The sequence below is a fragment of the Flavivirga aquimarina genome (assembly GCF_030540835.1).
GTDB lineage: Bacteria > Bacteroidota > Bacteroidia > Flavobacteriales > Flavobacteriaceae > Flavivirga > Flavivirga aquimarina.
Window position 1 is genome coordinate 186542 of sequence record NZ_JAUOEK010000184.1, and the last position, 24304, is coordinate 210845.

The window sequence follows — 24304 nt, forward strand, 5'->3', positions numbered from 1 at the left end:
GTTCAAATTTAAAAGTTTAGAAACAAATATTTATTCCAAATTCTCATAATTATAATCCGGATACAGGAAATGGTTATAGGGAAAACGCGTGATATGAATTTTACGAACCTCATCGTAAACACGTTTTTTAAAGTCTTCTAAATTCTGTTTGTTTAGCGCAGATATAAACAGGGCATTATTACCTACTTTGTTCATCCAGGTGCTTTTCCATTCCTCCAGACTATAATGCGCTTCGGTTTTTACGGCAACCAGATCATTGACATCAAAAGGTTCTGGCTTATAAGCATCAATTTTGTTAAACACCATAATCGTTGGCTTATCACTACTCTTAATCTCACCCAGAATTTTATCTACAGATGCTATATGTTCTTCAAAATTAGGATGCGAAATATCTACTACATGTAATAATAAATCGGCTTCGCGAACCTCGTCCAGAGTACTCTTAAAACTCTCAACCAATTGGGTTGGTAATTTTCTAATAAAACCAACAGTATCGCTTAATAAAAAGGGCAGGTTTTGTATTACCACTTTTCTAACCGTAGTATCTAGTGTTGCAAACAGTTTGTTTTCGGCAAAAACCGTACTCTTGCTAATCACATTCATTAACGTAGACTTACCAACATTGGTATATCCCACTAGTGCCACACGCACCATTTTACCTCGGTTACCACGCTGTACCGCCATTTGTTTGTCAATGGTTTTAATACGTGCTTTAAGTAGTGCTATTTTATCTCTTACAATACGTCTGTCTGTTTCAATTTCGGTTTCACCCGGACCACGCATACCGATCCCCCCTTTTTGGCGTTCAAGGTGTGTCCACATACCTCTTAACCGTGGTAATAAATATTCGCATTGCGCCAATTCTACTTGGGTTCTAGCATAACTTGTTTGTGCACGTTGCGCAAAAATATCAAGAATTAAATTCGTTCGGTCTAATACTTTTATGTTAAGTATTTTACTAATATTACGTTCTTGAGCTGCAGATAATTCATCATCAAAAATAGCCGTTCCAACATCATGCGCTTCAATATACTGGCGCACGTCTTCCATTTTACCAGATCCTATAAATGTTTTAGGATTGGGCATCTCCATTTTCTGGGTAAAACGTTTTATAACATGCCCACCGGCTGTAAATGTTAAAAACTCCAACTCATCTAAATACTCTTTAGATTTTTCTTCGTTCTGATCTTTAGTTATAACGCCAATTAATACAGCTTTTTCTAAAGTAATGTCTTTCTTTTCTAACATAAAATTATTTCAAAAAGAATTCCTTGATAATGTATCTAAGGGATCCTTTAAAATTGTCATTCCCGTATGTCAAACTAAGTGCAGTCGAAGTGCAATCAAAGTAAAAAACAGGAATCTGAATAAAAATATTACCAAGTTTTTCATGGTAATAAACACCAAATATTTTTATTATGCAAAGTTACGTAATTGGAAGCATTTTAAATTTTTATATTTTTGAATTTATGACAGACTTTAACGATACTATTCCCGTACGCCACGATTTACAAACTGTAGCATTTTATAATCTCGAAAATTTATTCGATATTATTGATGATGCGTACACGAACGATAATGATTTTTTACCTGCTTCGGCTAAAAAATGGACACCCAAACGTTATAAAAACAAACTTAGAAAATTAGGATTTGCTATTTCTAATATTGGAAGGCACGAAACTGGAAAACATCCAGCTATAGTTGGATTGGCCGAAGTTGAAAACGCTTCAGTTATTAAAGATTTAATAAACTCTAAACACTTAGAGGACTGTGATTACGATTACATTCACTACGATTCTTTAGACGAGCGTGGTATCGATGTTGCTTTATTGTACGACACCAATGCTTTTAAAGTGCTTACTTCGGAAACATTTACCATTCAACTATTTGACGATGACGGTTCTCCAGATTATACACGAGATATTTTATTGGTTACCGGGTTACTGGATGGTGAAAAAGTTCATGTTATAGTAAACCATTGGTCATCCAGAAGGGAGGGACAAAAAGAAACAGAGCACAAGCGCATGGCTTCATCCAATAAAGTCGGAGAGATTATTTCGATGCTGCGCCATGATGATCCCGATGCCAAAATTATAGTGATTGGCGATTTTAACGACGACCCTTCCAGTAATAGTATTAAGCAACTTGTAGAAGGTTTTAATCTCTACAATCCTATGGAAACCTTACGATCTTATAACAGAGGTACGACTAACCATAAAAGGCAATGGAATTTATTCGATCAGATTCTGTTTTCGACAAACTTTTTTGAAAGTAGTAGAACCGAATTTGAGTTTAGTACCGCCAATATTTTCGATGAAGATTTTTTAAAACTCTTCGACGGTAAATTTAAAGGCACCCCTTTTAGAACCTATGTTGGCAAAAAATACAAAGGTGGTTACAGCGATCATTTCCCTGTGTATGCTATTTTTAAGAGATAATTCCACCCTGAACTAGTTTCAGGGTCTCTACAAAAAGTTGTGCCTTCTTATTGATACAGTAGAGGGTATCATTTCTGCGACCTGTGCTTAACGTGTTTCAGTAAAGCAAGAATCCATTCAATTTAAAAGATTCCTGCCTTCGCAGGAATTGTGATTAAACCGCTTGATACAACACAATACTCAAGCCCAAAACAGCCACAGGCATAATCCAAAGCAACCAAAGACTGTAATGTTCCGTTTTCTTTTTATTCATTTTCGCATTAATCATCATTCGTTTTTTGCCAGTGTACTGCATCCAGTTTTTAAAATAAATAAACACAGAAGCTAAACCAAATAAAGTCCATGCTTTACCAGACGACATGGTAACCATATGCATTTGCTTAAAAAACCCTGCAAAGAAAATTCCTAAAAGTAATAACAACGAAACTTGAAAAAGTGTTACATAGGCAATTGCTATACTATTCGCCTTTTGCTTGTACTTTGTTTTGTATTGCGAGAAGATATTATAGAATAAGGTATCGAATAGGTTCATTAATAGGTTTTGTATTTAAAAATCAAAACTACGTTAAATAATTTATCATTTTATAATATTTAATCTTAGACTCTTTATAATGGACAGTAAAATTTGATTTTTTTGACTTTAATAATCAAATAATAAGAGGCAAGAGATATGGAGACAATGGAAATCTTGCTATATATTTAGATTCCTATAATGTTAAATATGGTATAACATTTATAAATGTAAGTTTTATTCCCAGTCTTGGCAAACAAAAGCTCTGGCAAACACACTTTCTTGAACAACAGAAAAGTATCTCTGTCGTGATATTATTGTTATTTATAGCTCAAACGTCGCTTTCCATCTTAATACTTTGGTTTAATGATTATGTAATAATATATTTATAGAATTAAATCTAACCTTCTTTGGAGTTTTATTAATCTTTAACACAAGTGAATAATACACATACATATGAATGATCAATTATCAACACCAAAAAACAACACATTAATTCCAATAATAATTATAGCTGGGCTATTCTTTATTTTCGGATTTGTTACATGGATTAATAGTGCCTTAATTCCTTTTATGAAAACCATTAACGAATTAACAGATGCACAATCTTATTTAGTCGCTTCTGCTTCTTACATTTCTTTTGTTGTTATGGCTTTACCATCATCTTATATAATCAATAAGATTGGTTATAAGAAGGGAATGTCCTTAGGCTTAATTATTATGGGCTTAGGTGCCTTGGTTTTTATTCCGGCTGCCGGAGCAAGAACTTATTGGATGTTTTTAACAGGAATTTTTATTCAAGGAGCTGGTATGACGCTTTTACAAACAGCATCAAACCCATATATTACCATTTTAGGACCTATAGAAAGTGCCGCCAAGCGAATCTCCATCATGGGCATAGCAAACAAAGTTGCTGGAGGCTTAGGATCATTAATTTTTGGTGCTATTTTACTGTCTGGAATTGATGAAATAAAAGATAAATTAAACACTGTTACAGATACTGAAAAAACAGAATTATTAAATATTATGGCAGACAGTGTTGTGACACCATATATTGTAATGGCTATAGTATTATTTATCTTAGGTGTATTAATTAGAAAAGCGCCTTTACCACATGTAGAAGCAGAACCTATAGAAGCATCTAAGGAAGGTGAAACGGCAAAAACAAGTATTTTTCAATTCCCTCATTTATGGTTGGGTGTTTTAGCATTGTTTGTTTATGTTGGCGTGGAAGTTATTGCTGGAGATACCATCATATCTTATGGAATTTCTTTAAACCTTCCAGTTAGTCAGGCAAAATTCTTTACCTTATTTACCTTATTAGCTATGGTTGGAACGTATGCTTTAGGAGTCGTATTGATTCCTAAATACATGAGTCAGTCATTTGCATTAAAAGCCAGTGCTTCTTTAGGGATAATATTATCATTTTGTATTCTATTTTCAACAGGATTTACTTCTGTACTTTTTGTAGCTGCTTTAGGTATTGCAAATGCTTTGGTTTGGCCTGCTATATGGCCACTTACCTTAAAAGGATTAGGAAAGTTTACCAAAACGGCATCTGCATTACTCATTATGGCTATTTCCGGTGGTGCCATTATACCTCCAATATACGGTGCTATGGTAGATTCCAAAAAAGAAGCATTACTTGCTAATGGCGTAGAAGAAGTTTCTGCTATAGCAGAATCTGCAACCAGTGGGTATTGGATTTTACTCCCTTGCTATATCATTATTTTATATTATGCTTTTTGGGGACATAAAGTAGGGCTTAAAAAAACATAGAAACCGTTTTATTTCAGCCCATAAAAAAGCCATGTTAAAAAATATAACATGGCTTTTTTGTTTATTATAATAAGTTTACTTTTTTAATTGTTTCGATTAATAACCGCAACATTTTCATATGCTATCGTAACATCATTTTCAACAACAACAGTTTCTCCTTCAGCATCTTTAAATTCAGTAGTATTATTAACAGTAAGGTCTTTTTGCGCTTGGTAAGCAACCATTTCTGTAGCAGCTTTCTCTTCAACATAAGCAGTAATATCTTCTTCTGAAGTTAAAGCAATACTTGGCGCTATAACCAATGCTACAACCGACATTAATTTTAATAAAATATTTAAAGAAGGTCCTGAAGTATCTTTAAAAGGATCTCCAACAGTATCTCCTACTACAGCAGCTTTATGAGCATCTGTTCCTTTTTTACCTTGCTCTTCAATAGTCTTTTTAGCATTGTCCCATGCACCACCTGCATTCGATTGAAAGATTGCCATTAGTACACCACAAGTCGTAACACCTGCAAGTAATCCACCTAACATTTCTGCACCACCAATAAACCCGATAGCTACAGGAACTGCAATAGCCAATAATCCTGGGAACACCATTTCTTTAATAGATGCTTTAGTAGAAATTGCCACACATTTATCATATTCTGCAACTCCATCTGCTTCATCAAATATTTTTCTATCTGCTTCAGAAGCTTTAGTCATATCAGAATCATATTTACGCATCACTTCTAAAGCTGCTTTTAATTGAGGAATATCTCTAAATTGACGACGTACTTCTTCAATCATAGCCATAGCAGCACGACCAACGGCATTCATGGATAATGCTGAAAATACAAACGGCAACATACCTCCTACTAACAGACCTGCCATAATTTGAGGTTGCGACACATCAATAGCGGTTACATTAGCTGTTTTCATAAAAGCTGCAAATAACGCTAATGCAGTTAACGCTGCAGAAGCAATTGCAAAACCTTTACCAATAGCAGCTGTTGTATTACCTACAGCATCTAACTTATCGGTACGTTCACGAACTTCACTAGGTAACTCTGCCATTTCAGCAATACCACCAGCATTATCAGAGATAGGTCCGTAAGCATCAACGGCTAATTGTATTCCTGTATTGGCAAGCATTCCTACCGCAGCAATAGCGATACCATATAAGCCAGCAAAATGGTGTGATACTAAAATAGCCGCTGCAATTAATATAATAGGAATTGCAGTCGACATCATTCCAATACCTAAACCAGCAATAATGTTTGTTGCTGCACCAGTTTCAGATTGTCTAACAATAGAAGTTACAGGACCCTTACCTGTTCCTGTATAATATTCGGTTACCTTACCAACTGCTAAACCAGCTACTAAACCAGCTATAGTTGCCCAAAATACACCCATGGCTCCGAAAGGTAAACCTTCAACTGTTTCTGGTATTAAAGCATTAATAATAAAATAAGATGCTATAACCATTAAACCTGCTGAACCAAATTCACCAATATTTAAAGCTGTTTGTGGATTTCCGCCATCTTTTACTTTTACAAAAAACGTTCCTAGAATAGACATAACAATACCAACCGCAGCTAATACTAATGGTAAATATACAGCACCTAGTCCATTAAAGTCTGGTGTTAAAATAAAAGCGCCTAATACCATCGTACCAATAATAGAACCAACATACGATTCGAATAAATCGGCTCCCATACCTGCCACATCTCCTACATTATCTCCCACATTATCTGCAATTGTTGCTGGGTTTAAAGGGTGATCTTCTGGAATACCGGCTTCCACTTTACCAACTAAATCGGCTCCAACGTCGGCTGCTTTGGTATAAATACCACCACCAACACGAGCAAATAACGCGATAGATGAAGCTCCAAGAGAAAATCCTGATAATACATTAAGTACTTCGTTAATCCCCCAGCCCATTTCACTATATATCATAAAAAGGCCACTTAAGCCAAAAACACCAAGACCAACAACTCCAAGTCCCATAACAGCACCTCCGGCAAAAGCAACTTCTAAAGCTTTTCCTAAAGAGGTTCTTGCTGCACTTGTAGTTCTTACATTTGCTTTGGTAGCAACTTTCATTCCTATAAATCCTGCTAAAGCAGAACAAATAGCTCCAACTATAAAAGATACGGCAACCATACCATTAGACCCTGCTTCTGCACTTCCTTTAAAATAAAGTAGAATAGCAACAGCAATTACAAATATTGATAAAATTTTGTATTCTGCTTTTAGAAAAGACATGGCTCCATCGGCAATGTTTTTAGCTATTCGAATCATTTTATCGTCCCCTTGATCTTGTTTGGACACCCATGCACTTTTTATAAAGACATAAGCCAAAGCTACAATTCCAAACACTGGTAAAAATTTCACTATTAATTCCATATTAATTAGTTCTTTTAATTGGTTATTACTTTTAAACGAAGCTAAAAATAGGAAAATATAAGTGATAAAAAAAACCACCTTTAATTAAAGATAACACATTTAAACTCCTGTTTAAATATATTATCTTTAATACAATGATATATGTTAGTTTTTTCTTGTTTATTTAGTTAAAATTATGTTCTAATTTGAAATAAAACATTTGCCTATTAATTAATAATTTTCTTTAAGAAAATAAAAAGACAACCTCCTTAAGGTATATTTAAAATTCTTCTTGCTCCTAAATTGGAGAACAAAAAAAACCATCCTAATATTAGAATGGTCTTTATAAATTTTATAAAAATTTTCTATTAAATCGTAAACGTTCGTTTTTTCTTATGTTCACTATTTTCATATCGCTGTACACATTCATGAAAAATTTTAACAGCTTCTTCTGCATTTCCCCATCCACCAGTATCAACTTTTTTCTTTTCTAAGTCTTTATATACTTGGAAAAAATGTTCTATTTCTTTTAATCTATGCGGGTTTATGTCTGTTATATCTTTTTTGTTACTCCAAATAGGATCTGAAACAGGTACACAAATAATTTTTTCGTCAGGTCCTTTTTCATCGGTCATATGGAATACTCCAATGGGTCTTACTTCCATAACCACCATAGGATATGTTGGTTCTGTACCCATAACCAATACATCTAACGGGTCTTGATCTAATGCTAAAGTTTCTGGAATAAAGCCATAGTCCCCCGGATACATCATTGATGAAAACAACATACGATCGAAACGAATTTTATGTAACGTAAAATCGTATTCATATTTATTTCTACTTCCTTTTGGTATTTCAATTAACACATCAAATGTTAAATCTTTTTTCTTGCTCATATTTTTATAACTATTTCAGGGACGCAAATGTACTGAACACTTATACTTTAAGCAATAAAAAATGAGGTTGTTTTACATTAATATTCCCTATCTTGTACACGACTAATTCAAATAATACTATTACCAACAATGAGACTACCTATTTTTTTATTCGTAATCCTATTTCCTTTATCAATTATTAAAGCCCAAACGCAACCCTGGCAGGGTAAATTTGAACCTATTGATAATATGATTAAACCGCCTAACTCATACCGAACTGCAAGCGGAGCTCCGGGAAGGGATTACTGGCAACAACGTGCCGATTATAAAATAAAGGTTGAATTAAATGAATTGAACAATACTATTTCGGGTGAGGCAACCATTACTTATTATAATAATTCACCAGATGATTTAAGTTATTTATGGATGCAGCTTGAACAAAATGTTAACAAAAAAGAAAATGAAGATTTTGGAAGTATAAATAATAATATAAAAAACGGCATCACTACAAGAAAAATGCAGTTTCTTACTAGAGCTATAGATTTTCCTGCCGGTTATTCTATTAAATATGTAAAAGATTCTCATGGAAATAACATAAAAACCATGATTAATAACACCATGATGAAGGTTAAATTGAATACACTTCTTAAATCGGGTGAGTCTACAAGTTTTTCGATAGCATGGTCTTACCCAGTTACCGATAGGAGCATGTATTTACTATCTCGTGAAGGGTATGAATATTTTCCATCAGACGATAATACTGTTTACCTTATTGCTCATTGGTTTCCAAGAATGGCTGTTTATAATGATACAGAAGGCTGGCAAAATCAGCAGTTTCAAAAGCTGGGAGAATTTGCTCTTGAGTTTGGTGATTATGATGTTGAAATCACCGTACCGGCAGACCATGTTGTGGCATCTACTGGTTTACTGCAAAATAGCGAGTCTGTGTTAACAAAAATACAGCGTAACAGATTGAACGAAGCTCGAAAATCTTTTGACAAACCAGTCATGATTATCACACAACAAGAAGCTGAAGCCAATGAAAAACAAAAATCAAAAAAACAAAAAACCTGGAAATTTAAAGCTGAAAACGTTCGTGATTTTGCATTTGCTTCCTCTCGTAAGTTTATGTGGGATGCACAAGCCGTAAAATTACCAACCAATACCGTTATGGCCATGTCTTTTTATCCGAAAGAAGGCTTACCTGTATGGCAAGAGGAATCTACTAAAGCGATCATGCATGCTTTAGAAGTATATTCTGAAGCTACTTTCGAATATCCTTATCCTGTTGCTATTTCTGTAAACACCTCTAATATTGGCATGGAGTTTCCAATGATTAGTTTTAATGGTGGACGACCAAAAAATGGTCATATAAGCCAAGCTGCTAAACAAGGGATGATAGGAACTATTATTCATGAAGTGGGTCACAACTGGTTTCCTATGATTGTAAGTTCAGATGAGCGTAAATGGATGTGGATGGACGAAGGTTTAAATACTTTTTTACATCAAAGAACCCTTGCAGAACGTTACCCGGATTTTAATAGTGTAACACCTAAAAGGATTGTACCGTTTATGAGTGGCGATAAAAATATTTTACGTCCTATTATGACGACTTCAGACAACGAGCTTATGTCTCAATTTGGGGCTAATTTTTACTTAAAACCAACCGTTGGATTACAAATGCTTCGTAATTCTATTATTGGAAAAGAATTATTTGATGAAGCTTTTAAAGAGTATGCTAACCGTTGGAAATACAAACACCCTAATCCTGCCGATTTATTTAGAACACTTGAAGATGCGACAGCTACCGATTTGGATTGGTTTTTTAGAGGTTGGTTTTTCACTACGGATCATGTCGATATGGAATTAAGCGATGTAAAATGGTTTAAAGTGTATGAGGAAAATTCTAATATTGAAGATCAAAACGGTATGTCTAAAGTAAAAATTGAAACATTAGATAAAAACTTTCAAACACAAGCCAAAAATTTTTCCAGTGGTCCAGAAACGATTACTATGAATACAACACCGGATGCTGCTTATGGTCAGTTTTTATCAAGAATAGACGAACCCCAATTACGCAAACAGCTTTCTGGTAAAAACATTTACGAAATTACTATTAAAAATATTGGCGGGCTTGTTATGCCTGTTACTATTGAATGGGTATTTACTGATGACTCTAAAGATATTGATGTGATTCCTGCCGAAGTTTGGCGCAGAAACGAATACGAAATTCAAAAAACGTTTATAAAAGACAAAGAAGTTAAAAAAGTGAACTTAGATCCTAATTTTGAATATGCTGATACTGATATGAAAAACAACTCGTTTCCTAAGGTTGAAACACCTTCTGAGTTTGATACTTTTAAGGATAATAAAAAAGGTAGTTAGTACACGACTACTTATATAATAAAAAATAAGCTTCCAAAAGGAAGCTTATTTAATTTTAATCTACATCAAACCTGACACCCAAAGAGATATTGTTCTGCTCTACAATCTGGTTTTTAAAAATAGGAGATAAATCGTACTTAACATATAGAGCTACATCATCAAAAGCAATATAACCACTTAATCCATACACTAAATCACTGGTATTGAATCCTCGTTTTTGTTTTTCTTTTCTGCTTTCGCCATTTAACTCATACTTTAGTTTTTGACGTGTTCCAATATTAAACCCAGCATAGCCTCCTAAACCTATTTTGAATTGATTCCGTGTAGAGTATCTAAAATAAGTATCTTTATCTATCTTTTTTGACGGTCCAAACTCTAAATGTACTGGAAACACCAAATTGGTAATGGATAATTTAGATTTTTTAAGGTTTTCTGGGAATTCCTGTAATACGGTTTGATTTCCCTGCTGAATAAAATACCTATTATCATCAGGTTTTAATCCGTTTATTTGAAAAGAATATCCGTATTTAAAACGTAAAAAGTTAGTGTTTTTAAAAACACGTGTTTTCCAAGCCCAACCTAATTCCAAAAATCGAGAGCCTCCAAATTTATATGGAGAATCGTCAATCTTCTCTCCTTCTATAATAGCATTATTTAAGCCAAAGGCTAATACAAAATCGCTAGACGTTCGCCTATCATATTTCTTGGGCTTCTTTTTGCCATTAATTTTAATGCCCGCAAAACTTCCCTCATCTGCGTCTATACTAAAGCCTATTTTAGATAGTTCTTCGTCATGGTTTATTTTATAACCCTCCTCGTTTCGTTCTAATAGAGCTATTTTATTATTTATAATTATAATACGGTTTTCAATATTTAAGGCACGCTTTTTTGCTACTTCTTTTTTTAATGTGTTAGCTTCTTCGTTTGTGAGTTCTCCTCTTTCTAAACGCATATTAATAACCTCTACTTCTGCTTTTAAAAAATCTCGCTCTTCGGTTTTAATTCGTTCTTTAATTTCCAATAAAGTTTTAATCTGTTCTTTATTGTTTACATTCTGAATGGTGTCTTGCGCATTGATTAATTGCGTACATACACTTAGTGTAGCAAGTATTAAATACTTAACAATAGTTTGCATAACTGTTCGTTTTTTTATGCTGAATTTATTTTCAGCTTTTGATGATTATTGATGATTTGATTTGATGATGTTTATTTTTGTTTATTCATGAGGTTCCTGTCTTCACTTCGACTGCGCTCAGTGTGACACGCAGAAATATTTTAATCGTTACGTTGTGCTACTGCTGTTTTTACGGTACCGTAACTTGCTTTTATAGCTTCAAAAACTTTACTTCTAAAAGATTGATCTAAATCTGCCTCAACGTCTTGAAGCAATAAATTTGCATCAACCACTGTGGTGGTGGTATTATATAATTTATTTAATCTAATTTCTTTTTGAGCTTCTAGCAACAAGGCATCAATAGCTTCGTCTGTTACTGTATTGTTATCTTTTAATTTTTGTATTTGATTTGCAACCGCCTGAATTTTTTCTTCTTCAAAAGTTAAAGGCTTTAATGCTACTTCAACAGAATTGACAGATATTTTCTTTAATACTTCTAAATCATTTTCCTGTACTATAACTGTTTGTTTTTTATCAAGTTCCGTTTTAACCTCAACTGGGGTTTTTATTGATTTTTTAACGACTCGCTTTTGATTCGTTTGAATACTCCCTGAAGTATTTTCAGTAGCGACATCCGTTTCAACCTCTATGGTAGTATCCTTATTTTGTTCTACAGTTTCTGGAACTACTACTATTTTAGGAACTTCGTTCACCACAGTAGTTTCATTACTAAAAAACTGGGATGTCACTAACAAGATTCCAACAATACTTGCCGCTATACCTAACCATAAGACTGGTTTTTTATTTTTACTTTTTCCTTGACCTTCTAAACGTTCCGAAAGTTTGTTCCAAGCATCATTAGATGGCTGCATCGTTCTTTTTTCAAGCTTTTCCTTTATGTCTTCTTCAAATTTAACTGGTGCCATAGCTTGTTGTTTTATTTAATTTTTTAATTCTTTCCTGAAGCAATTTTCGTGCTTTAAATAATTGCGATTTTGAAGTCCCTTCTGTTATGTTTAACATCTCTGCTATTTCGTAATGTTTGTACCCTTCGATAGCATACATAACAAATACCATTTTATAACCTTCGGGAAGGGCATCAATAAGCTGCTGTATTTCTGCAACTTCCATATCGGTATTTATATTATCTGCATAATCATTACTATATTCAAAATTTTCAACAGAAAATGTTATCTGTTTTTTTTGTCTTAAAAATGAAATTGATTCTCTTATCATAATCCGCCGAATCCAACCTTCAAAACTACCTTCGCTTTTAAAACTTTTTAAATTAGAAAACATTTTAAAAAAACCGTTCAACATGGCTTCTTCTGCTTGTTGCAAGTCTTTTATATAGTACCTGCAAACACTCAGCATTTTTGGAGCATGTAATTCAAACAATACATGTTGCGCCTCACGATTATTCTTAATCGCTTTTTTTATAAGTGACGACTCGTTTTTATGCAATTGTATTACTTTCAAGAATGATTTCATTTAGCCTTCTATTTTTAAAGACGCAAATTTTATACTAATGGTTGCCCATAGTTAAAATATAAATGTAATTTAAAAAGAAATAAGAGGTAACGTAATAAAAAATTTCTTGAAACGAACTATCTTCTAGGCAAGCCAAAAGGTATTCAGATCGTTTCATACCCACAATCTTTTAGCAAATTATTAAGCTAAAAACAAATATTTCGCCTTTAGCATATAGAAAATCTTTTAATTGAAAACAAGCTACTTCTTCCTATCAATCACATAATTCACCATAAGTTCTAGTGAATTTTTATAGTCGGATTCTGGATATGTTTGAAGTATTTCTAAGGCTTCTTCCTGAAATACTTTCATCTTCTCTATGGCATAATCTAGGCCACCGTTATTTTTCACAAAAGCAATAACTTCCTTAACTCGTTTGGTATCTTTATTATGGTTTTTTATGGAGTTGATAAGCCAGTTTTTATCTTTTTTTGAAGCTTGGTTAAGCACATAAATTAAAGGCAATGTCATTTTTTGTTCTTTAATATCAATTCCTGTAGGTTTCCCTATTTGAGTATCGCCATAATCGAACAAATCATCTTTTATTTGAAATGCCATACCTATAAGTTCTCCAAACTTTCTCATGAACTCTACATGTTGCGACTCCGGTTTTACAGACGCTGCACCCAAACTGCAACAAGCTGCTATTAAGGTTGCTGTTTTCTGGCGGATAATTTCATAGTAAACAGCTTCGGTAATATCAAGTTTTCTGGCTTTTTCTATTTGAAGTAATTCGCCTTCACTCATTTCGCGAACTGCAATAGAAATAATTTTAAGCAAATCGAAATCATTATTATCTATACTTAAAAGTAAACCTTTAGACAGTAAATAATCACCAATTAAAACGGCTATTTTATTTTTCCAAAGTGCATTTACAGAGAAAAATCCGCGTCGGCGGTTACTATCATCAACCACATCGTCGTGCACTAAAGTCGCTGTATGGATAAGCTCAATGACCGAAGCTCCTCTATAAGTTCGTTCACTAACCTCACCATTGGACACCATTTTAGAAACTAAAAACACAAACATAGGGCGCATTTGCTTCCCTTTTCGGTTTACGATATAATGGGTAATCCTGTTAAGCAATGCCACTTTACTAGACATAGAGAGTTGAAACTTTTGTTCGAAAAGATCCATCTCATAAGCTATTGGCTGCTTTATTTGTTCTACTATTTTCATTTAGGGTCTAAAGATACTATTTCAAATGAATTTTATTGAAAATTCGTTTTTGTTTAGCAAGTCAATTCTCATCTCATAGGAAATGACAAAACACATTTTAACTTTTATTCGCCAATTGTCCGCAAGCAGCATCAATATCTTTTCCTCTGCTACGACGTACATTTACAACGATTCTATTTTTCTCTAAGGTATTGATATAGTTTTCTAAAGCTTCATTCGTAGCCTGTTGAAACTCACCATCATCAATTGGGTTATATTCTATGATATTTACTTTACAGGGTACATACTTACAGAATTTCACAAAGGCATCAATATCTTTTTGTGTATCATTTACCCCTCTCCAAACTACATATTCATAACTAATCTTACGTTTAGTTTTTGCATACCAATGTTCTAACGCATCTTTTAAATCGGCTAAAGGAAAGGTTTCATTAAAGGGCATAATGGATGTACGAACAGAATCAATAGCCGAATGTAACGACACCGCTAAATTAAATTTCACTTCGTCATCTGCCATTTTTCTTATCATTTTTGGGATACCAGATGTGGATACTGTAATCCGTTTAGCAGACATTCCTAGCCCTTCTGAAGATGTGATTTTGTCGATAGCCTTAATAACATTATTATAATTCATAAGCGGCTCTCCCATCCCCATAAATACAATGTTGCTTAGTGGACGATTATGGTATAAACGGCTTTCTTTATCAATAGCGACTACTTGATCGTAAATTTCGTCTGGATTTAAGTTACGCATACGTTTTAAACGCGCCGTTGCACAAAACTTGCAGTCTAAACTACAGCCTACCTGGCTAGATACACAGGCTGTCGTTCGAGTGGCTGTTGGTATTAAAACCGACTCTACTATAAGACCATCATGTAATCGAACTGCATTTTTCACCGTGCCATCTTTGCTACGTTGCATGGTATCGACCTCAACATGATTAATAACAAAGTGATCTTCTAACATTTGACGTGTTTCTTTTGAAACATTAGTCATGTCCTTAAATGTATGCGCCGATTTTTGCCAAAGCCATTCATAGACCTGATTACCACGAAAGGCTTTATCTCCTTGTTTTACAAAGAACGCTCTTAAATCCTCTTTGGTTAATGCACGAATGTCTTTTTTACCTGCTGCCATAAGTGTTGCAAAAATAGTGAAAGGTTTTACGAATTTCGATATTTGATTATAAATTAGTTAGCATCAATATTGAGGCTAGTATATCATTTAAAAAAATCAACAAAAAAGCCTTGTTAAAACAAGGCTCTGGAATAATGTCTCTTTTCTTTAATTAGACCCTGAAACAAGTTCAGGGTTAAAAGTTCAGGGTTATTACAAAATTAGCATAGCATCTCCGTAACTGTAAAATTTGTATTTTTCTTTTACAGCTTCTTCGTATGCTTTTTTAATGAAATCGTGCCCAGCAAATGCCGAAACCATCATTAATAAGGTCGATTTTGGAGTATGAAAGTTAGTAATCATACAATTAGCAATACTAAAATCGTATGGAGGGAAAATAAATTTATTAGTCCATCCATCAATTTCATTTAATCTTCCGTTTGAAGACACAGAGCTTTCTATAGCGCGCATAGCGGTAGTTCCTACTGCACAAATACGTTTTTTATTATTTATGCCTTCGTTTACAACATCTACTGCTATTTTGTCAATTCTTAACTCTTCGCTATCCATTTTGTGCTTTGACAAATCTTCTACCTCAACTGGGTTAAAAGTTCCTAATCCTACATGTAAAGTCACTTCGGCAAAATCTACACCTTTAATTTCTAATCTTTTTAATAAATGTTTAGAAAAGTGTAAACCAGCAGTTGGAGCTGCTACAGCACCTTCATTTTTTGCATATATCGTTTGGTAACGCTCTTCATCGTCTGGCTCTACATCTCTTTTTATATACTTTGGAAGTGGTGTTTCTCCTAGTTCATTTAGTTTTCTTCGAAACTCTTTATAAGACCCGTCATATAAAAAACGTAATGTACGTCCTCTTGATGTTGTATTATCTATAACCTCTGCTATTAATGTATCATCATCACCGAAATACAATTTATTACCAATTCTTATTTTACGCGCAGGATCTACGAGAACATCCCAAAGGCGTTGTTCTTCGTTTAATTCTCTCAATAAAAACACTTCTATCCTTGCTCCTGTTTTTTCCTTATTACCATATAATCTCGCCGGAAAAACTTTAGTGTTGTTAAGAATTAAAACATCATCTTCATCAAAGTAATCAATAATATCCTTGAATAATTTGTGCTCAATGGTCTGTTCTTTTCTATTTAAGACCATTAAACGGGATTCATCTCTGTTTTCTGATGGGTATTCCGCTAATAATTCATCTGGTAAATTGAAGCCAAAGTGTGATAATTTCATTTGTTAGTTTTTAATGTTTTTAACATGTTAAACAATACTTTCAATAAATTAATAATTTATTTAAATCATTGAAAATATTATTTGGTAAGATGCTTAGTTGTTTTTTGAAAGCTGCAAATATACAATCTGGAAATAGGGGTTGTCAAGTAAATGAGTGATTATTATTTCGTTATTTTAAATCCGATAGACTCTAAATCGTTCCAAAAGGTTGGATATGATTTTGAAACTACCATGGCATCTTCAATAATTATTGGTGTTTTAAGTGCTAAAGGAGCAAATGCCATACCCATTCTATGATCGTGATAGGTCTCAATGGATACCATCTCTTTAATAGTATTAGAAGCTGATAAATGCAACGATTTATCTGTAATTTCTATATTACCTCCCAATTTTTCGATTTCATTTTTTAAAGCAACCAATCTATCGGTTTCTTTTATTTTAAGTGTATGAAGCCCTGTTAAGTCACAAGGTATTCCTAAAGCAAAACATGTTACTGTAATGGTTTGAGCAATATCGGGAGCATTTTTTAAGTTTAAAGTTAACGGCTCTACATTTGAGAATTCTTTCTTTAAAGTGACACTATTGTTGTTAAAAACACTACTTACTCCAAAATGCTTGTAAATGTCTGCTAAAACAGAATCACCTTGCAAAGAATTTTCTTTATATGAAGATAGTGTAATTTCTGTTCCGATCTCACTAATAGCAGCAATACTATAATAATAGGATGCTGATGACCAATCTGATTCTACTGTTAATGTTTTAGGCTGTTGGTTCTTAACACCTGGTTTTACTGTAATGATATTTCCATTAAATGACGATTCTATTCCAATTTCCTCTAGTAGACTTAATGTCATTTTTATGTATGGAACCGATGTTATTTCACCTTCTAGGGTTAACTCTATCCCATTTTCAAGTTTAGAAGCGATAAGCAATAATGCAGAAATATATTGACTACTCACATTTGCTTTTAATGCTACTTTGTGTTTAGTTAGTCTTTTTCCTTTTATTTTTATTGGAGGAAATCCTTCGTTTTCGACATAACTAATATCTGCTCCAAGCTCTCTAAGTGCTTCTACCAACACTTTAATAGGGCGTTCTTTCATTCGCTTAGACCCTGTAAGTGTTACTTCTCTTCCTTCTTGAACGGAAAAATATGCTGTTAAAAAACGCATCGCAGTTCCTGCGTGGTTGATATCAACCAGACCAGAATCTGTAGTTAAAGCATGGGTCATTAAGTTACTGTCATCAGAATTTGAGACGTTGTTAAGACTAAGCTCTGGATAGAGTGCTTTTAAAAGCAATAATCTATTAGATTCACTTTTAGATCCTGTTATTTGAATTGAAGATTGCTTGGCAATTATAGATTTTTGAAGTGTAATATGCATGCTTATAAATTCTCTTTTATACAAGCTGCAAATTTACTTTAATTTTTCGTTATTATGGTGCCTATCGTGATCGCGTTTTGCTTTCTTATCCATTCTTTTGTCAAATGCTTTTTGCAAATCGACACCTGTTTGGTTTGCTAAACATAATACGACAAACAAAACATCTGCTAATTCCTCTCCTAGGTCTTTATTTTTATCACTTTCTTTTTCGCTTTGTTCTCCATAACGCCTAGCAATAATACGAGCTACTTCACCTACTTCCTCGGTAAGTTGAGCCATATTGGTGAGCTCGTTAAAATAGCGAACTCCATGTTCGTTTATCCAATCATCAACTATTTTTTGAGCGTTTTTTATGTCCATCTATATTTTTGTTAAAACTATTTGTTCGTTTTCTTTTTCAATAAGTTGTTTAAAATACTCTTTTAATGTATCGTAATACGAGGACGAAATAATAGGTAAATTAATTTCGGTTACTACAACTAATTGAATTGATTCATCGTTTCCAATTATATTATATTTAAAAGATCCTAAATTATCCGGCAATGCTAATGCTACTTTTTCTGGAATAGATTCTAATTTATACCCATCTGGTAATTTTATCATAATTCTATATGTACTCGAAGAAGGGTATCCAAAATCTACTGGGAATTCTCTATTTTTCAACTTAAAAGGATTCTCTACTGTTTTTAAAAAAAACATTGGGGAAAAGTAAATTTTATCTCCAATGATATCTGCCTGACTTTCTTTTATAAATTTATAAGATTCTATGATCGGTTTCGATAAATTTAAATCGTTTGTAACTTTAAATTCTGAAACCTCCAAGCCATTGTATTTATTTTCTAATTTCTCAATAAAATCATCTTCATCTACATTGTTATAACGCTCTCTATAAGACAAGGCTTTATGTTTCGTTTTAGTTATTCTACACCCCCCATCGATAGTCCCACCTTCATTTAAATTAAGCATCATAACGATATCGTTTTTTGATTTTTCTTTTGGATATAAATCTACCAATGTAGAGCCTCCTTTTTCTGAAATTACTCGTCCTTGCCAATTCAATGTTCTATAAGGCAACACATTAGGTACGCTATATTTATTGGTAGCATCTAGCAGGATATACTCATCTGAAAGTTTTACACAACCGATAACATAATTATACCCTTCTCGCGTAGGAAATAATGGAACACCATTTTCCCTTGTACTTACCAAAACAGGGTAGGCACTTAACCCTGCATATTTTAGCATAGATGTTAGCATTAAATTTATTTCTGCAACATTCCCTGTATGTTCTTTATAAGCTTTTTTAACACCATCACTGGTATATTTACCATAATAACCATTCCATTTTACTCTAGATTTTACAAAATCAAAAATTAAAGCCATACGTTTCATAGGATCTGAAATGGAACCAATTATAGCATCTATTTCTTCTTTATAATACCCTGTTTTATTTAATTCATCTCCAAAACGAGAATCTTCATAAATGGTCTTAACAACATCTTCCCATGTCGTGGAATAATACTTAATAGCAGATTGTGGAAACTTTGTATAAGATAACTCATACTTTACTGAAGACCTATAGTTGTTTATATTATTTACATATGGTTCTTCTTTCAAAGCTGGTACATCTGTAAGGTTATAGGTTGATATACTTTTATTAAATTCTACTTTTGATGTACTAAATGTTGTATTTGCAGAATTACTAAAATTTCCAGTAGTTCTTGTTTTATTTGTAAAAGTAATATTGTCTCTTCTTTGTTCCGTTTTAGGAGTTACCATTAAAAACCCTTTAGTATTAACTTTAAAATTAAAATACTCTGGTGTTTCAAATTTAGCTTCTAATTTTTTTATGGGAATGCCGTACTGAAAATCAAATTCATCAACATTATAATAAAAGGGGGATATAATCCGATACTTATACTCAATCACACAGCCTTCTTTAATATTAGGCATTGTAAATTTTATTTCGTTAAAATATTTAGATTTTTCTGTTTTAAAAATGCCCTGTTTAGTTAGCTTAGTTTCTTCTATTTTGCCTTCAGATAAATTATAAGTGTACGCTTTTATACTGCTTACGTCTTCCTTCTCATTTCCATTTTTATATAAACTTACTTGGTTAGTAGCATAGCTAAAACCTTCTTGATTATATATTTTTATGCGCTCGTGTATTTCGGATATCAACTGAAAACCTTCTTGTTCACTGTATTCAAAAAATGTTCTTCTATACTTATATAAGTATGTTGCATTTGCAGATGAGTCTAACGGGTTAAAGGCTTCTTCCAACTCTTTTTTAGAGATTTTTCCAAATTTATAATCTTGTGCAAATGTTGTTATAGTAAAACATAAGCTAAATAGAACCACTATGATTTTCATTTTATTACTTTTTAATTAATGCTACTTTTGCGTTATCTTGTTTATTCACTTCTTTATAAAAATCTCTAAATGCGTCATAATCTTCTTTAGGAAATTCTCCATCTTTTACTATAAATTCTCTTTTATATATAAGAGTATTTTCATCTTTAACAATCACTTCCGTTTTATAGCGACCAAATTTGTTCTCAATACTCTTACTCCCAGGTTTAGATTCCACTTTATAATCTTGTGGTAGTTTAATTTCAACCTCATCAATATCTGTAAATCCTCTTTTTATTTTTAGAGGGTGTTTTCTATTTCTATAACGATCTGGTATATCTGTGTTTCTATTTAAAGCATTTAAAGTAAACAACATTCTATTACCTAGTTTTTTAGAATAGTTAGAAGCCTGAAAATGAACCCCTTCAATAAACTCAATCGCCTCTTTATCATTGGTGATATGCATATTATCAATTGTAATCGTATTGATATATTTCCAGCGTTTTTTATAATGTTTATCTAAATCTCTTTCTGTTTCTGTTTCTAACCAATATTTATCGTCATATTGTATCCCTTTAGAATTTATATTTACATCAACATTAATGGCTCCTTCGTTAGATATAGTGTAGCTTCCTTTTATTCGTTGAGTGCTCTCTTCTGTATTGTATTTTTTTGTGTGTTGTATTTTGCCTCCTTCTGGTGTGATGACTAATACATCTCTATCATCTGTAAAATCACCAATAAAACCAAAAGGTAACTTTTGACTTGTACACTCTAACCAGATATCCTCCTTATCTTCTTGTGGAATATTTAAAATGACATGATTACCTTGCATGGCCGCAAAATCTTTTTCTAAGCTTCTTTGCGAACTGCCTGCATAAACAACTGTATAATTAGATTTGACTCCAGCTGCTTTTAAAAGCGACATCGTGTAGTTTGTTAAAGCTTTACAATCTCCGTAACCTAATTTATCAACTTCGGATGCATTGAAAGGTTTCCAACCTCCAATTCCTACTTGTACACTTATATAACGTGTTTTATCTTGTACATACTGGTATATTTTCTTAGCTTTTGCTACATCATCAGGTTCATCCTTCACCAAGTTTTGAATCATACTAATGGTACTTGCAGGTAAATCATACGTATCTTTTATCAAATCGTGGTACATCCATTTTCCGAAATCACTCCAATTTTCTACCTGTGTATGTACTCCTTCTAATGTAAATTGTTTTGAAGTAACCAACACTTTAGGAGCCATATTAACAGACCCAGGGCTATATGCTTCGGGTTTAACGGCTTCAATATTTTTTACTTCATATGCAATTTTTCCTGCAGTTTCTTCCTTTAATAAATCTAAAGTTTCAAAATTCTTCTCTTTTGTTCTAATAGTAATATCTTCAGGAAAATCAATGTTATAGGTGCTTTTTTCTACACTTACAAAATAACCATTAACAGGCGCAAAAGGTTGAATAAATGCTGTATTATTATTAACAACTTCACTAGTAAATTCAATTGTGTATGGGTATTCAATAGGAGTATATTCTAAATATTTAACTCTAGAATCCGAATATAAGGTTCCTCCATCAACAGCACTAACATCTTTGAAATCATTCTTTTTAATTTTCTTAATTTCATTCCCGAAATTATCAAAAACTAAAACTTCCAAACGCCTAATTTTTACATTATTATCATAATATACATAAGCATCTACATCATCATTACCTTTTTTATTTAAAACCGTAATAACCTTTTTTTCAGTAACATACATTTCATTTGACGATTTTAGTGAAATGTAAACATCATGAGATCGAATCACTGCATTAGCCTTTTCTTTAAGATTTGCCGGAATGGTATAACTGGTGTATAAATTTTCCTGTGAAGAAACAGATAACGTTATAAGTAAAATAAAAATACTCATTATTTTTTTTACAATCATATATTATAAAGCTTAAAGCGTTAAAGGTAAATGTATCTGATTAATTTTTATATGAGAAAACTCAGGTTTTTTCATCTATAATCCCTTTTATGCGATAAATCAAAAATCTCACAGACAATATAAGAAAAGATGGGATAAATATATATTTAAATTCGCTAAATAATACTTTCAGTCCCCATTCTGAAAAAAAATTTTTTATCCCAATTGGTGATACTTGAATTTCTCGAAACGGGAAGAAAAAACGATTATTATTAAACGGAATAAAAAACCCGACACCTTTCCCTCCAGATGTCATGGCGTCTAAAACACCATGCGATAACGTTGACAAAAAAATAACACTAAACCAAATAAGCTTATTTTTTCTACCCAAGGTGAACATTAAAATACAAGCCCATATAATTGAAAATAATATGGAATGTGAAAAACCACGGTGTCCTAAAGGGTGTGAATAAGGAATCCCTAATTTAAAACCTATAACATCGAAATCCGGGAGTATTGTAGATAATATTGCAAATACTATGAGCCATTTAGCTTGCTGCTTATCTATAACTTTAGCGAGAGTAAGACCAACAATACTATGTCCGAATATAGATGCCATTATTCTCTATTTTTCGAATCTATAATGATAGTAACTGGTCCATCGTTGATTAATTTCACCTTCATATCTGCACCAAATCGTCCTGTTTGTACTTGTTTACCCAAATCAACCTCTAATTGTTTCACGAAATCTTCATAAAGAGGCACTGCTATATCTGGTTTTGCTGCTTTAATATAACTTGGTCTATTTCCTTTTTTTGTGGAAGCATGTAAAGTAAATTGACTTACCACGATAACATCTCCATTGGCATCGAGTAGTGCATTATTCATAACATTATTTTCATCACCAAAAACACGAAGATTCACTATTTTGTTGGTTAACCATTTAATATCTTCTTGGGTATCTTCGTTAACAATACCTAAAAGGATTAAAAACCCTTTTGAAATGGAGGCTACTTTCTCTCCATCTATCGTTACGCTGGCTTCCGATACTCTTTGTATGACTATTTTCATTTTTCTCCCCTAAATCCCCAAAGGGGGCTTTTTTATTATTAATTAAAACTCATTACTACTACAACAAACTGCTTACTCTTTTTCCCAATGATCTGTTCTATAATGCTCTTCTTCGCCTTCAATAATTTGCAAATAACTTCTGTAACGCGAAAATGCAATGTCATCACTATCCAATGCTTTTTTAACAGCACACTTAGGTTCTTGAACGTGTAAACAATTATTAAACTTGCAATTTTGTTTTAATTTAAATATTTCTGGAAAATAATCGCCAACTTCTTCCTTATCCATATCAACCACTCCAAAACCTTTTATACCGGGTGTGTCAATAATTTTTGCATCGAAGCTTAAATCAAACATTTCTGCAAAGGTTGTGGTATGTTGCCCTTGCATATGTTGTGTTGAAATTTCTTTTGTCTTAATATTTAAAGTAGGTTCAATAGCATTTACAAGTGTAGATTTACCAACTCCAGAATGCCCTGAAAACATGCTAACCTTATTACGCATTAAAGTTTTTACCTTATCTACATTTTTACCTGTTTTAGCAGAAATACCTAAACATTCGTATCCTATTTTCCTATAAACATGTGCCAGGTATTTAACTTCTAAAAGGGTTTCTTTATCGTAAGTATCTATTTTATTAAACAACAATACTGTTTTAATAGAATATGCTTTGGCTGTGACTAAAAACCGGTCGATAAAACTGGTTAATGTTGGTGGATTATTAATGGTAATCATTAAAAAAACCTGATCTAAGTTCGCTGCAATAATATGTGTTTGCTTGGATAAATTAACCGACTTTCTAACTATATAGTTGGTTCTATCATGAATCTTATGTATAACACCCGACTCCTTATTGTTATGAGTTTCAAGTTCAAAATCTACCGTATCACCTACTGCTATGGGATTTGTACTTTTAATACCTTTAATACGGAATTTCCCTTTTATTCGGCATTCATAAATATGGCCTAAATCGGTTTTAACCGTGTACCAACTTCCTGTAGATTTATAAACGCGTCCTGTCATT

The 24304-nt window shown here is 32.9% G+C and carries 20 protein-coding genes; 3 read left to right on the forward strand and 17 right to left on the reverse strand.

Annotated elements, in window-relative coordinates:
- Positions 1–30: 30 nt before the first annotated feature.
- Positions 31–1248 (reverse strand): GTPase HflX, encoded by a 1218-nt coding sequence (gene hflX, locus Q4Q35_RS20920; RefSeq protein ID WP_303280005.1) that lies wholly within the window; start codon positions 1246–1248, stop codon positions 31–33.
- Positions 1249–1418: 170 nt separating this feature from the next.
- Between hflX and Q4Q35_RS20925 the strand changes: the two genes are divergently transcribed.
- Entirely contained in the window at positions 1419–2438 is a 1020-nt protein-coding gene (locus tag Q4Q35_RS20925) for an endonuclease/exonuclease/phosphatase family protein (RefSeq protein WP_367892767.1), read from the forward strand.
- Positions 2439–2592: 154 nt separating this feature from the next.
- On the opposite strand, the gene Q4Q35_RS20930 is transcribed toward Q4Q35_RS20925, so the two are convergent.
- Positions 2593–2970: a hypothetical protein gene (locus Q4Q35_RS20930; RefSeq protein WP_303280006.1), complete on the reverse strand. Its 378-nt coding sequence runs from the start codon at positions 2968–2970 to the stop codon at positions 2593–2595.
- 435 nt (positions 2971–3405) lie between these two features.
- Here Q4Q35_RS20930 and Q4Q35_RS20935 point away from each other — a divergent pair, with 435 nt between their 5' ends.
- Positions 3406–4728 carry a sugar MFS transporter gene (locus Q4Q35_RS20935; RefSeq protein WP_303280007.1) on the forward strand — a complete coding sequence of 441 codons (1323 nt, stop codon included), beginning with the start codon at positions 3406–3408 and terminating at the stop codon, positions 4726–4728.
- 83 nt (positions 4729–4811) lie between these two features.
- Here Q4Q35_RS20935 and Q4Q35_RS20940 read toward each other — a convergent pair whose 3' ends face one another.
- Positions 4812–7115 carry a sodium-translocating pyrophosphatase gene (locus tag Q4Q35_RS20940; RefSeq protein ID WP_303280008.1) on the reverse strand — a complete coding sequence of 768 codons (2304 nt, stop codon included), beginning with the start codon at positions 7113–7115 and terminating at the stop codon, positions 4812–4814.
- Positions 7116–7462: 347 nt separating this feature from the next.
- Positions 7463–7990 carry an inorganic diphosphatase gene (locus tag Q4Q35_RS20945; protein ID WP_303280009.1) on the reverse strand — a complete coding sequence of 176 codons (528 nt, stop codon included), beginning with the start codon at positions 7988–7990 and terminating at the stop codon, positions 7463–7465.
- A 129-nt stretch (positions 7991–8119) separates the two neighbouring features.
- On the opposite strand from Q4Q35_RS20945, the gene Q4Q35_RS20950 reads away from it, so the two are divergent.
- Entirely contained in the window at positions 8120–10354 is a 2235-nt protein-coding gene (locus Q4Q35_RS20950; RefSeq protein WP_303280010.1) for a M1 family metallopeptidase, read from the forward strand.
- 55 nt (positions 10355–10409) lie between these two features.
- On the opposite strand, the gene Q4Q35_RS20955 is transcribed toward Q4Q35_RS20950, so the two are convergent.
- The 13 genes from Q4Q35_RS20955 to rsgA all read right to left on the reverse strand — a co-directional run bounded on the left by Q4Q35_RS20955 (position 10410) and on the right by rsgA (position 24303).
- Positions 10410–11489 carry a hypothetical protein gene (locus Q4Q35_RS20955; RefSeq protein WP_303280011.1) on the reverse strand — a complete coding sequence of 360 codons (1080 nt, stop codon included), beginning with the start codon at positions 11487–11489 and terminating at the stop codon, positions 10410–10412.
- Positions 11490–11629: 140 nt separating this feature from the next.
- Positions 11630–12394: a hypothetical protein gene (locus tag Q4Q35_RS20960; protein WP_303280013.1), complete on the reverse strand. Its 765-nt coding sequence runs from the start codon at positions 12392–12394 to the stop codon at positions 11630–11632.
- Complete coding sequence (locus tag Q4Q35_RS20965) at positions 12381–12959, reverse strand: RNA polymerase sigma factor (RefSeq protein ID WP_303280015.1); 579 nt, start codon at positions 12957–12959, stop codon at positions 12381–12383. Before Q4Q35_RS20965 ends, Q4Q35_RS20960 begins: the two co-directional genes overlap by 14 nt.
- Positions 12960–13199: 240 nt before the next feature.
- The gene (locus Q4Q35_RS20970; RefSeq protein ID WP_303280016.1) at positions 13200–14177 is read right to left on the reverse strand and encodes a polyprenyl synthetase family protein; all 978 of its coding nucleotides are present in this window, start codon (positions 14175–14177) and stop codon (positions 13200–13202) included.
- Between the two features lie 97 nt (positions 14178–14274).
- The gene (gene rlmN, locus Q4Q35_RS20975; RefSeq protein ID WP_303280017.1) at positions 14275–15315 is read right to left on the reverse strand and encodes a dual-specificity RNA methyltransferase RlmN; all 1041 of its coding nucleotides are present in this window, start codon (positions 15313–15315) and stop codon (positions 14275–14277) included.
- A 192-nt stretch (positions 15316–15507) separates the two neighbouring features.
- The gene (gene queA / locus Q4Q35_RS20980; protein WP_303280018.1) at positions 15508–16557 is read right to left on the reverse strand and encodes a tRNA preQ1(34) S-adenosylmethionine ribosyltransferase-isomerase QueA; all 1050 of its coding nucleotides are present in this window, start codon (positions 16555–16557) and stop codon (positions 15508–15510) included.
- Positions 16558–16718: 161 nt separating this feature from the next.
- Entirely contained in the window at positions 16719–17942 is a 1224-nt protein-coding gene (locus tag Q4Q35_RS20985) for a 3-phosphoshikimate 1-carboxyvinyltransferase (protein WP_303280019.1), read from the reverse strand.
- A 33-nt stretch (positions 17943–17975) separates the two neighbouring features.
- Entirely contained in the window at positions 17976–18302 is a 327-nt protein-coding gene (locus tag Q4Q35_RS20990; protein WP_102756778.1) for a nucleotide pyrophosphohydrolase, read from the reverse strand.
- Positions 18303–20315, reverse strand: a complete 2013-nt coding sequence (locus tag Q4Q35_RS20995) for a DUF3858 domain-containing protein (protein ID WP_303280020.1) — start codon at positions 20313–20315, stop codon at positions 18303–18305.
- A 4-nt stretch (positions 20316–20319) separates the two neighbouring features.
- Positions 20320–22212, reverse strand: coding sequence for a DUF3857 domain-containing transglutaminase family protein (locus tag Q4Q35_RS21000; protein WP_303280021.1), 1893 nt, complete (start codon positions 22210–22212; stop codon positions 20320–20322).
- Positions 22213–22291: 79 nt separating this feature from the next.
- Complete coding sequence (locus Q4Q35_RS21005; protein ID WP_303280022.1) at positions 22292–22828, reverse strand: metal-dependent hydrolase; 537 nt, start codon at positions 22826–22828, stop codon at positions 22292–22294.
- On the reverse strand, positions 22828–23280 hold the full coding sequence (dtd, locus tag Q4Q35_RS21010) for a D-aminoacyl-tRNA deacylase (protein WP_303280023.1): 453 nt from the start codon (positions 23278–23280) through the stop codon (positions 22828–22830). Before dtd ends, Q4Q35_RS21005 begins: the two co-directional genes overlap by 1 nt.
- Before the next feature lie 72 nt (positions 23281–23352).
- Positions 23353–24303, reverse strand: a complete 951-nt coding sequence (gene rsgA, locus Q4Q35_RS21015) for a ribosome small subunit-dependent GTPase A (protein ID WP_303280024.1) — start codon at positions 24301–24303, stop codon at positions 23353–23355.
- Position 24304: the final 1 nt, after the last annotated feature.

Excerpts from the sequence above, each read along its gene's own strand:
- Q4Q35_RS20935 (WP_303280007.1), top strand. The coding sequence starts at position 3,406 with ATGAATGATCAATTATCAACACCAAAAAACAACACATTAATTCCAATA.
- Q4Q35_RS21005 (WP_303280022.1), bottom strand. The coding sequence starts at position 22,828 with ATGGCATCTATATTCGGACATAGTATTGTTGGTCTTACTCTCGCTAAA.
- Q4Q35_RS20965 (WP_303280015.1), bottom strand. The coding sequence starts at position 12,959 with ATGAAATCATTCTTGAAAGTAATACAATTGCATAAAAACGAGTCGTCA.
- Q4Q35_RS20995 (WP_303280020.1), bottom strand. The coding sequence starts at position 20,315 with ATGAAAATCATAGTGGTTCTATTTAGCTTATGTTTTACTATAACAACA.
- hflX (WP_303280005.1), bottom strand. The coding sequence starts at position 1,248 with ATGTTAGAAAAGAAAGACATTACTTTAGAAAAAGCTGTATTAATTGGC.
- Q4Q35_RS20970 (WP_303280016.1), bottom strand. The coding sequence starts at position 14,177 with ATGAAAATAGTAGAACAAATAAAGCAGCCAATAGCTTATGAGATGGAT.
- Q4Q35_RS20990 (WP_102756778.1), bottom strand. The coding sequence starts at position 18,302 with ATGGACATAAAAAACGCTCAAAAAATAGTTGATGATTGGATAAACGAA.
- Q4Q35_RS21000 (WP_303280021.1), bottom strand. The coding sequence starts at position 22,212 with ATGAGTATTTTTATTTTACTTATAACGTTATCTGTTTCTTCACAGGAA.
- rsgA (WP_303280024.1), bottom strand. The coding sequence starts at position 24,303 with ATGACAGGACGCGTTTATAAATCTACAGGAAGTTGGTACACGGTTAAA.
- Q4Q35_RS20925 (WP_367892767.1), top strand. The coding sequence starts at position 1,419 with ATGCAAAGTTACGTAATTGGAAGCATTTTAAATTTTTATATTTTTGAA.
- Q4Q35_RS20955 (WP_303280011.1), bottom strand. The coding sequence starts at position 11,489 with ATGCAAACTATTGTTAAGTATTTAATACTTGCTACACTAAGTGTATGT.
- rlmN (WP_303280017.1), bottom strand. The coding sequence starts at position 15,315 with ATGGCAGCAGGTAAAAAAGACATTCGTGCATTAACCAAAGAGGATTTA.
- Q4Q35_RS20960 (WP_303280013.1), bottom strand. The coding sequence starts at position 12,394 with ATGGCACCAGTTAAATTTGAAGAAGACATAAAGGAAAAGCTTGAAAAA.
- dtd (WP_303280023.1), bottom strand. The coding sequence starts at position 23,280 with ATGAAAATAGTCATACAAAGAGTATCGGAAGCCAGCGTAACGATAGAT.
- Q4Q35_RS20930 (WP_303280006.1), bottom strand. The coding sequence starts at position 2,970 with ATGAACCTATTCGATACCTTATTCTATAATATCTTCTCGCAATACAAA.
- Q4Q35_RS20950 (WP_303280010.1), top strand. The coding sequence starts at position 8,120 with ATGAGACTACCTATTTTTTTATTCGTAATCCTATTTCCTTTATCAATT.
- Q4Q35_RS20945 (WP_303280009.1), bottom strand. The coding sequence starts at position 7,990 with ATGAGCAAGAAAAAAGATTTAACATTTGATGTGTTAATTGAAATACCA.
- queA (WP_303280018.1), bottom strand. The coding sequence starts at position 16,557 with ATGAAATTATCACACTTTGGCTTCAATTTACCAGATGAATTATTAGCG.
- Q4Q35_RS20940 (WP_303280008.1), bottom strand. The coding sequence starts at position 7,115 with ATGGAATTAATAGTGAAATTTTTACCAGTGTTTGGAATTGTAGCTTTG.
- Q4Q35_RS20985 (WP_303280019.1), bottom strand. The coding sequence starts at position 17,942 with ATGCATATTACACTTCAAAAATCTATAATTGCCAAGCAATCTTCAATT.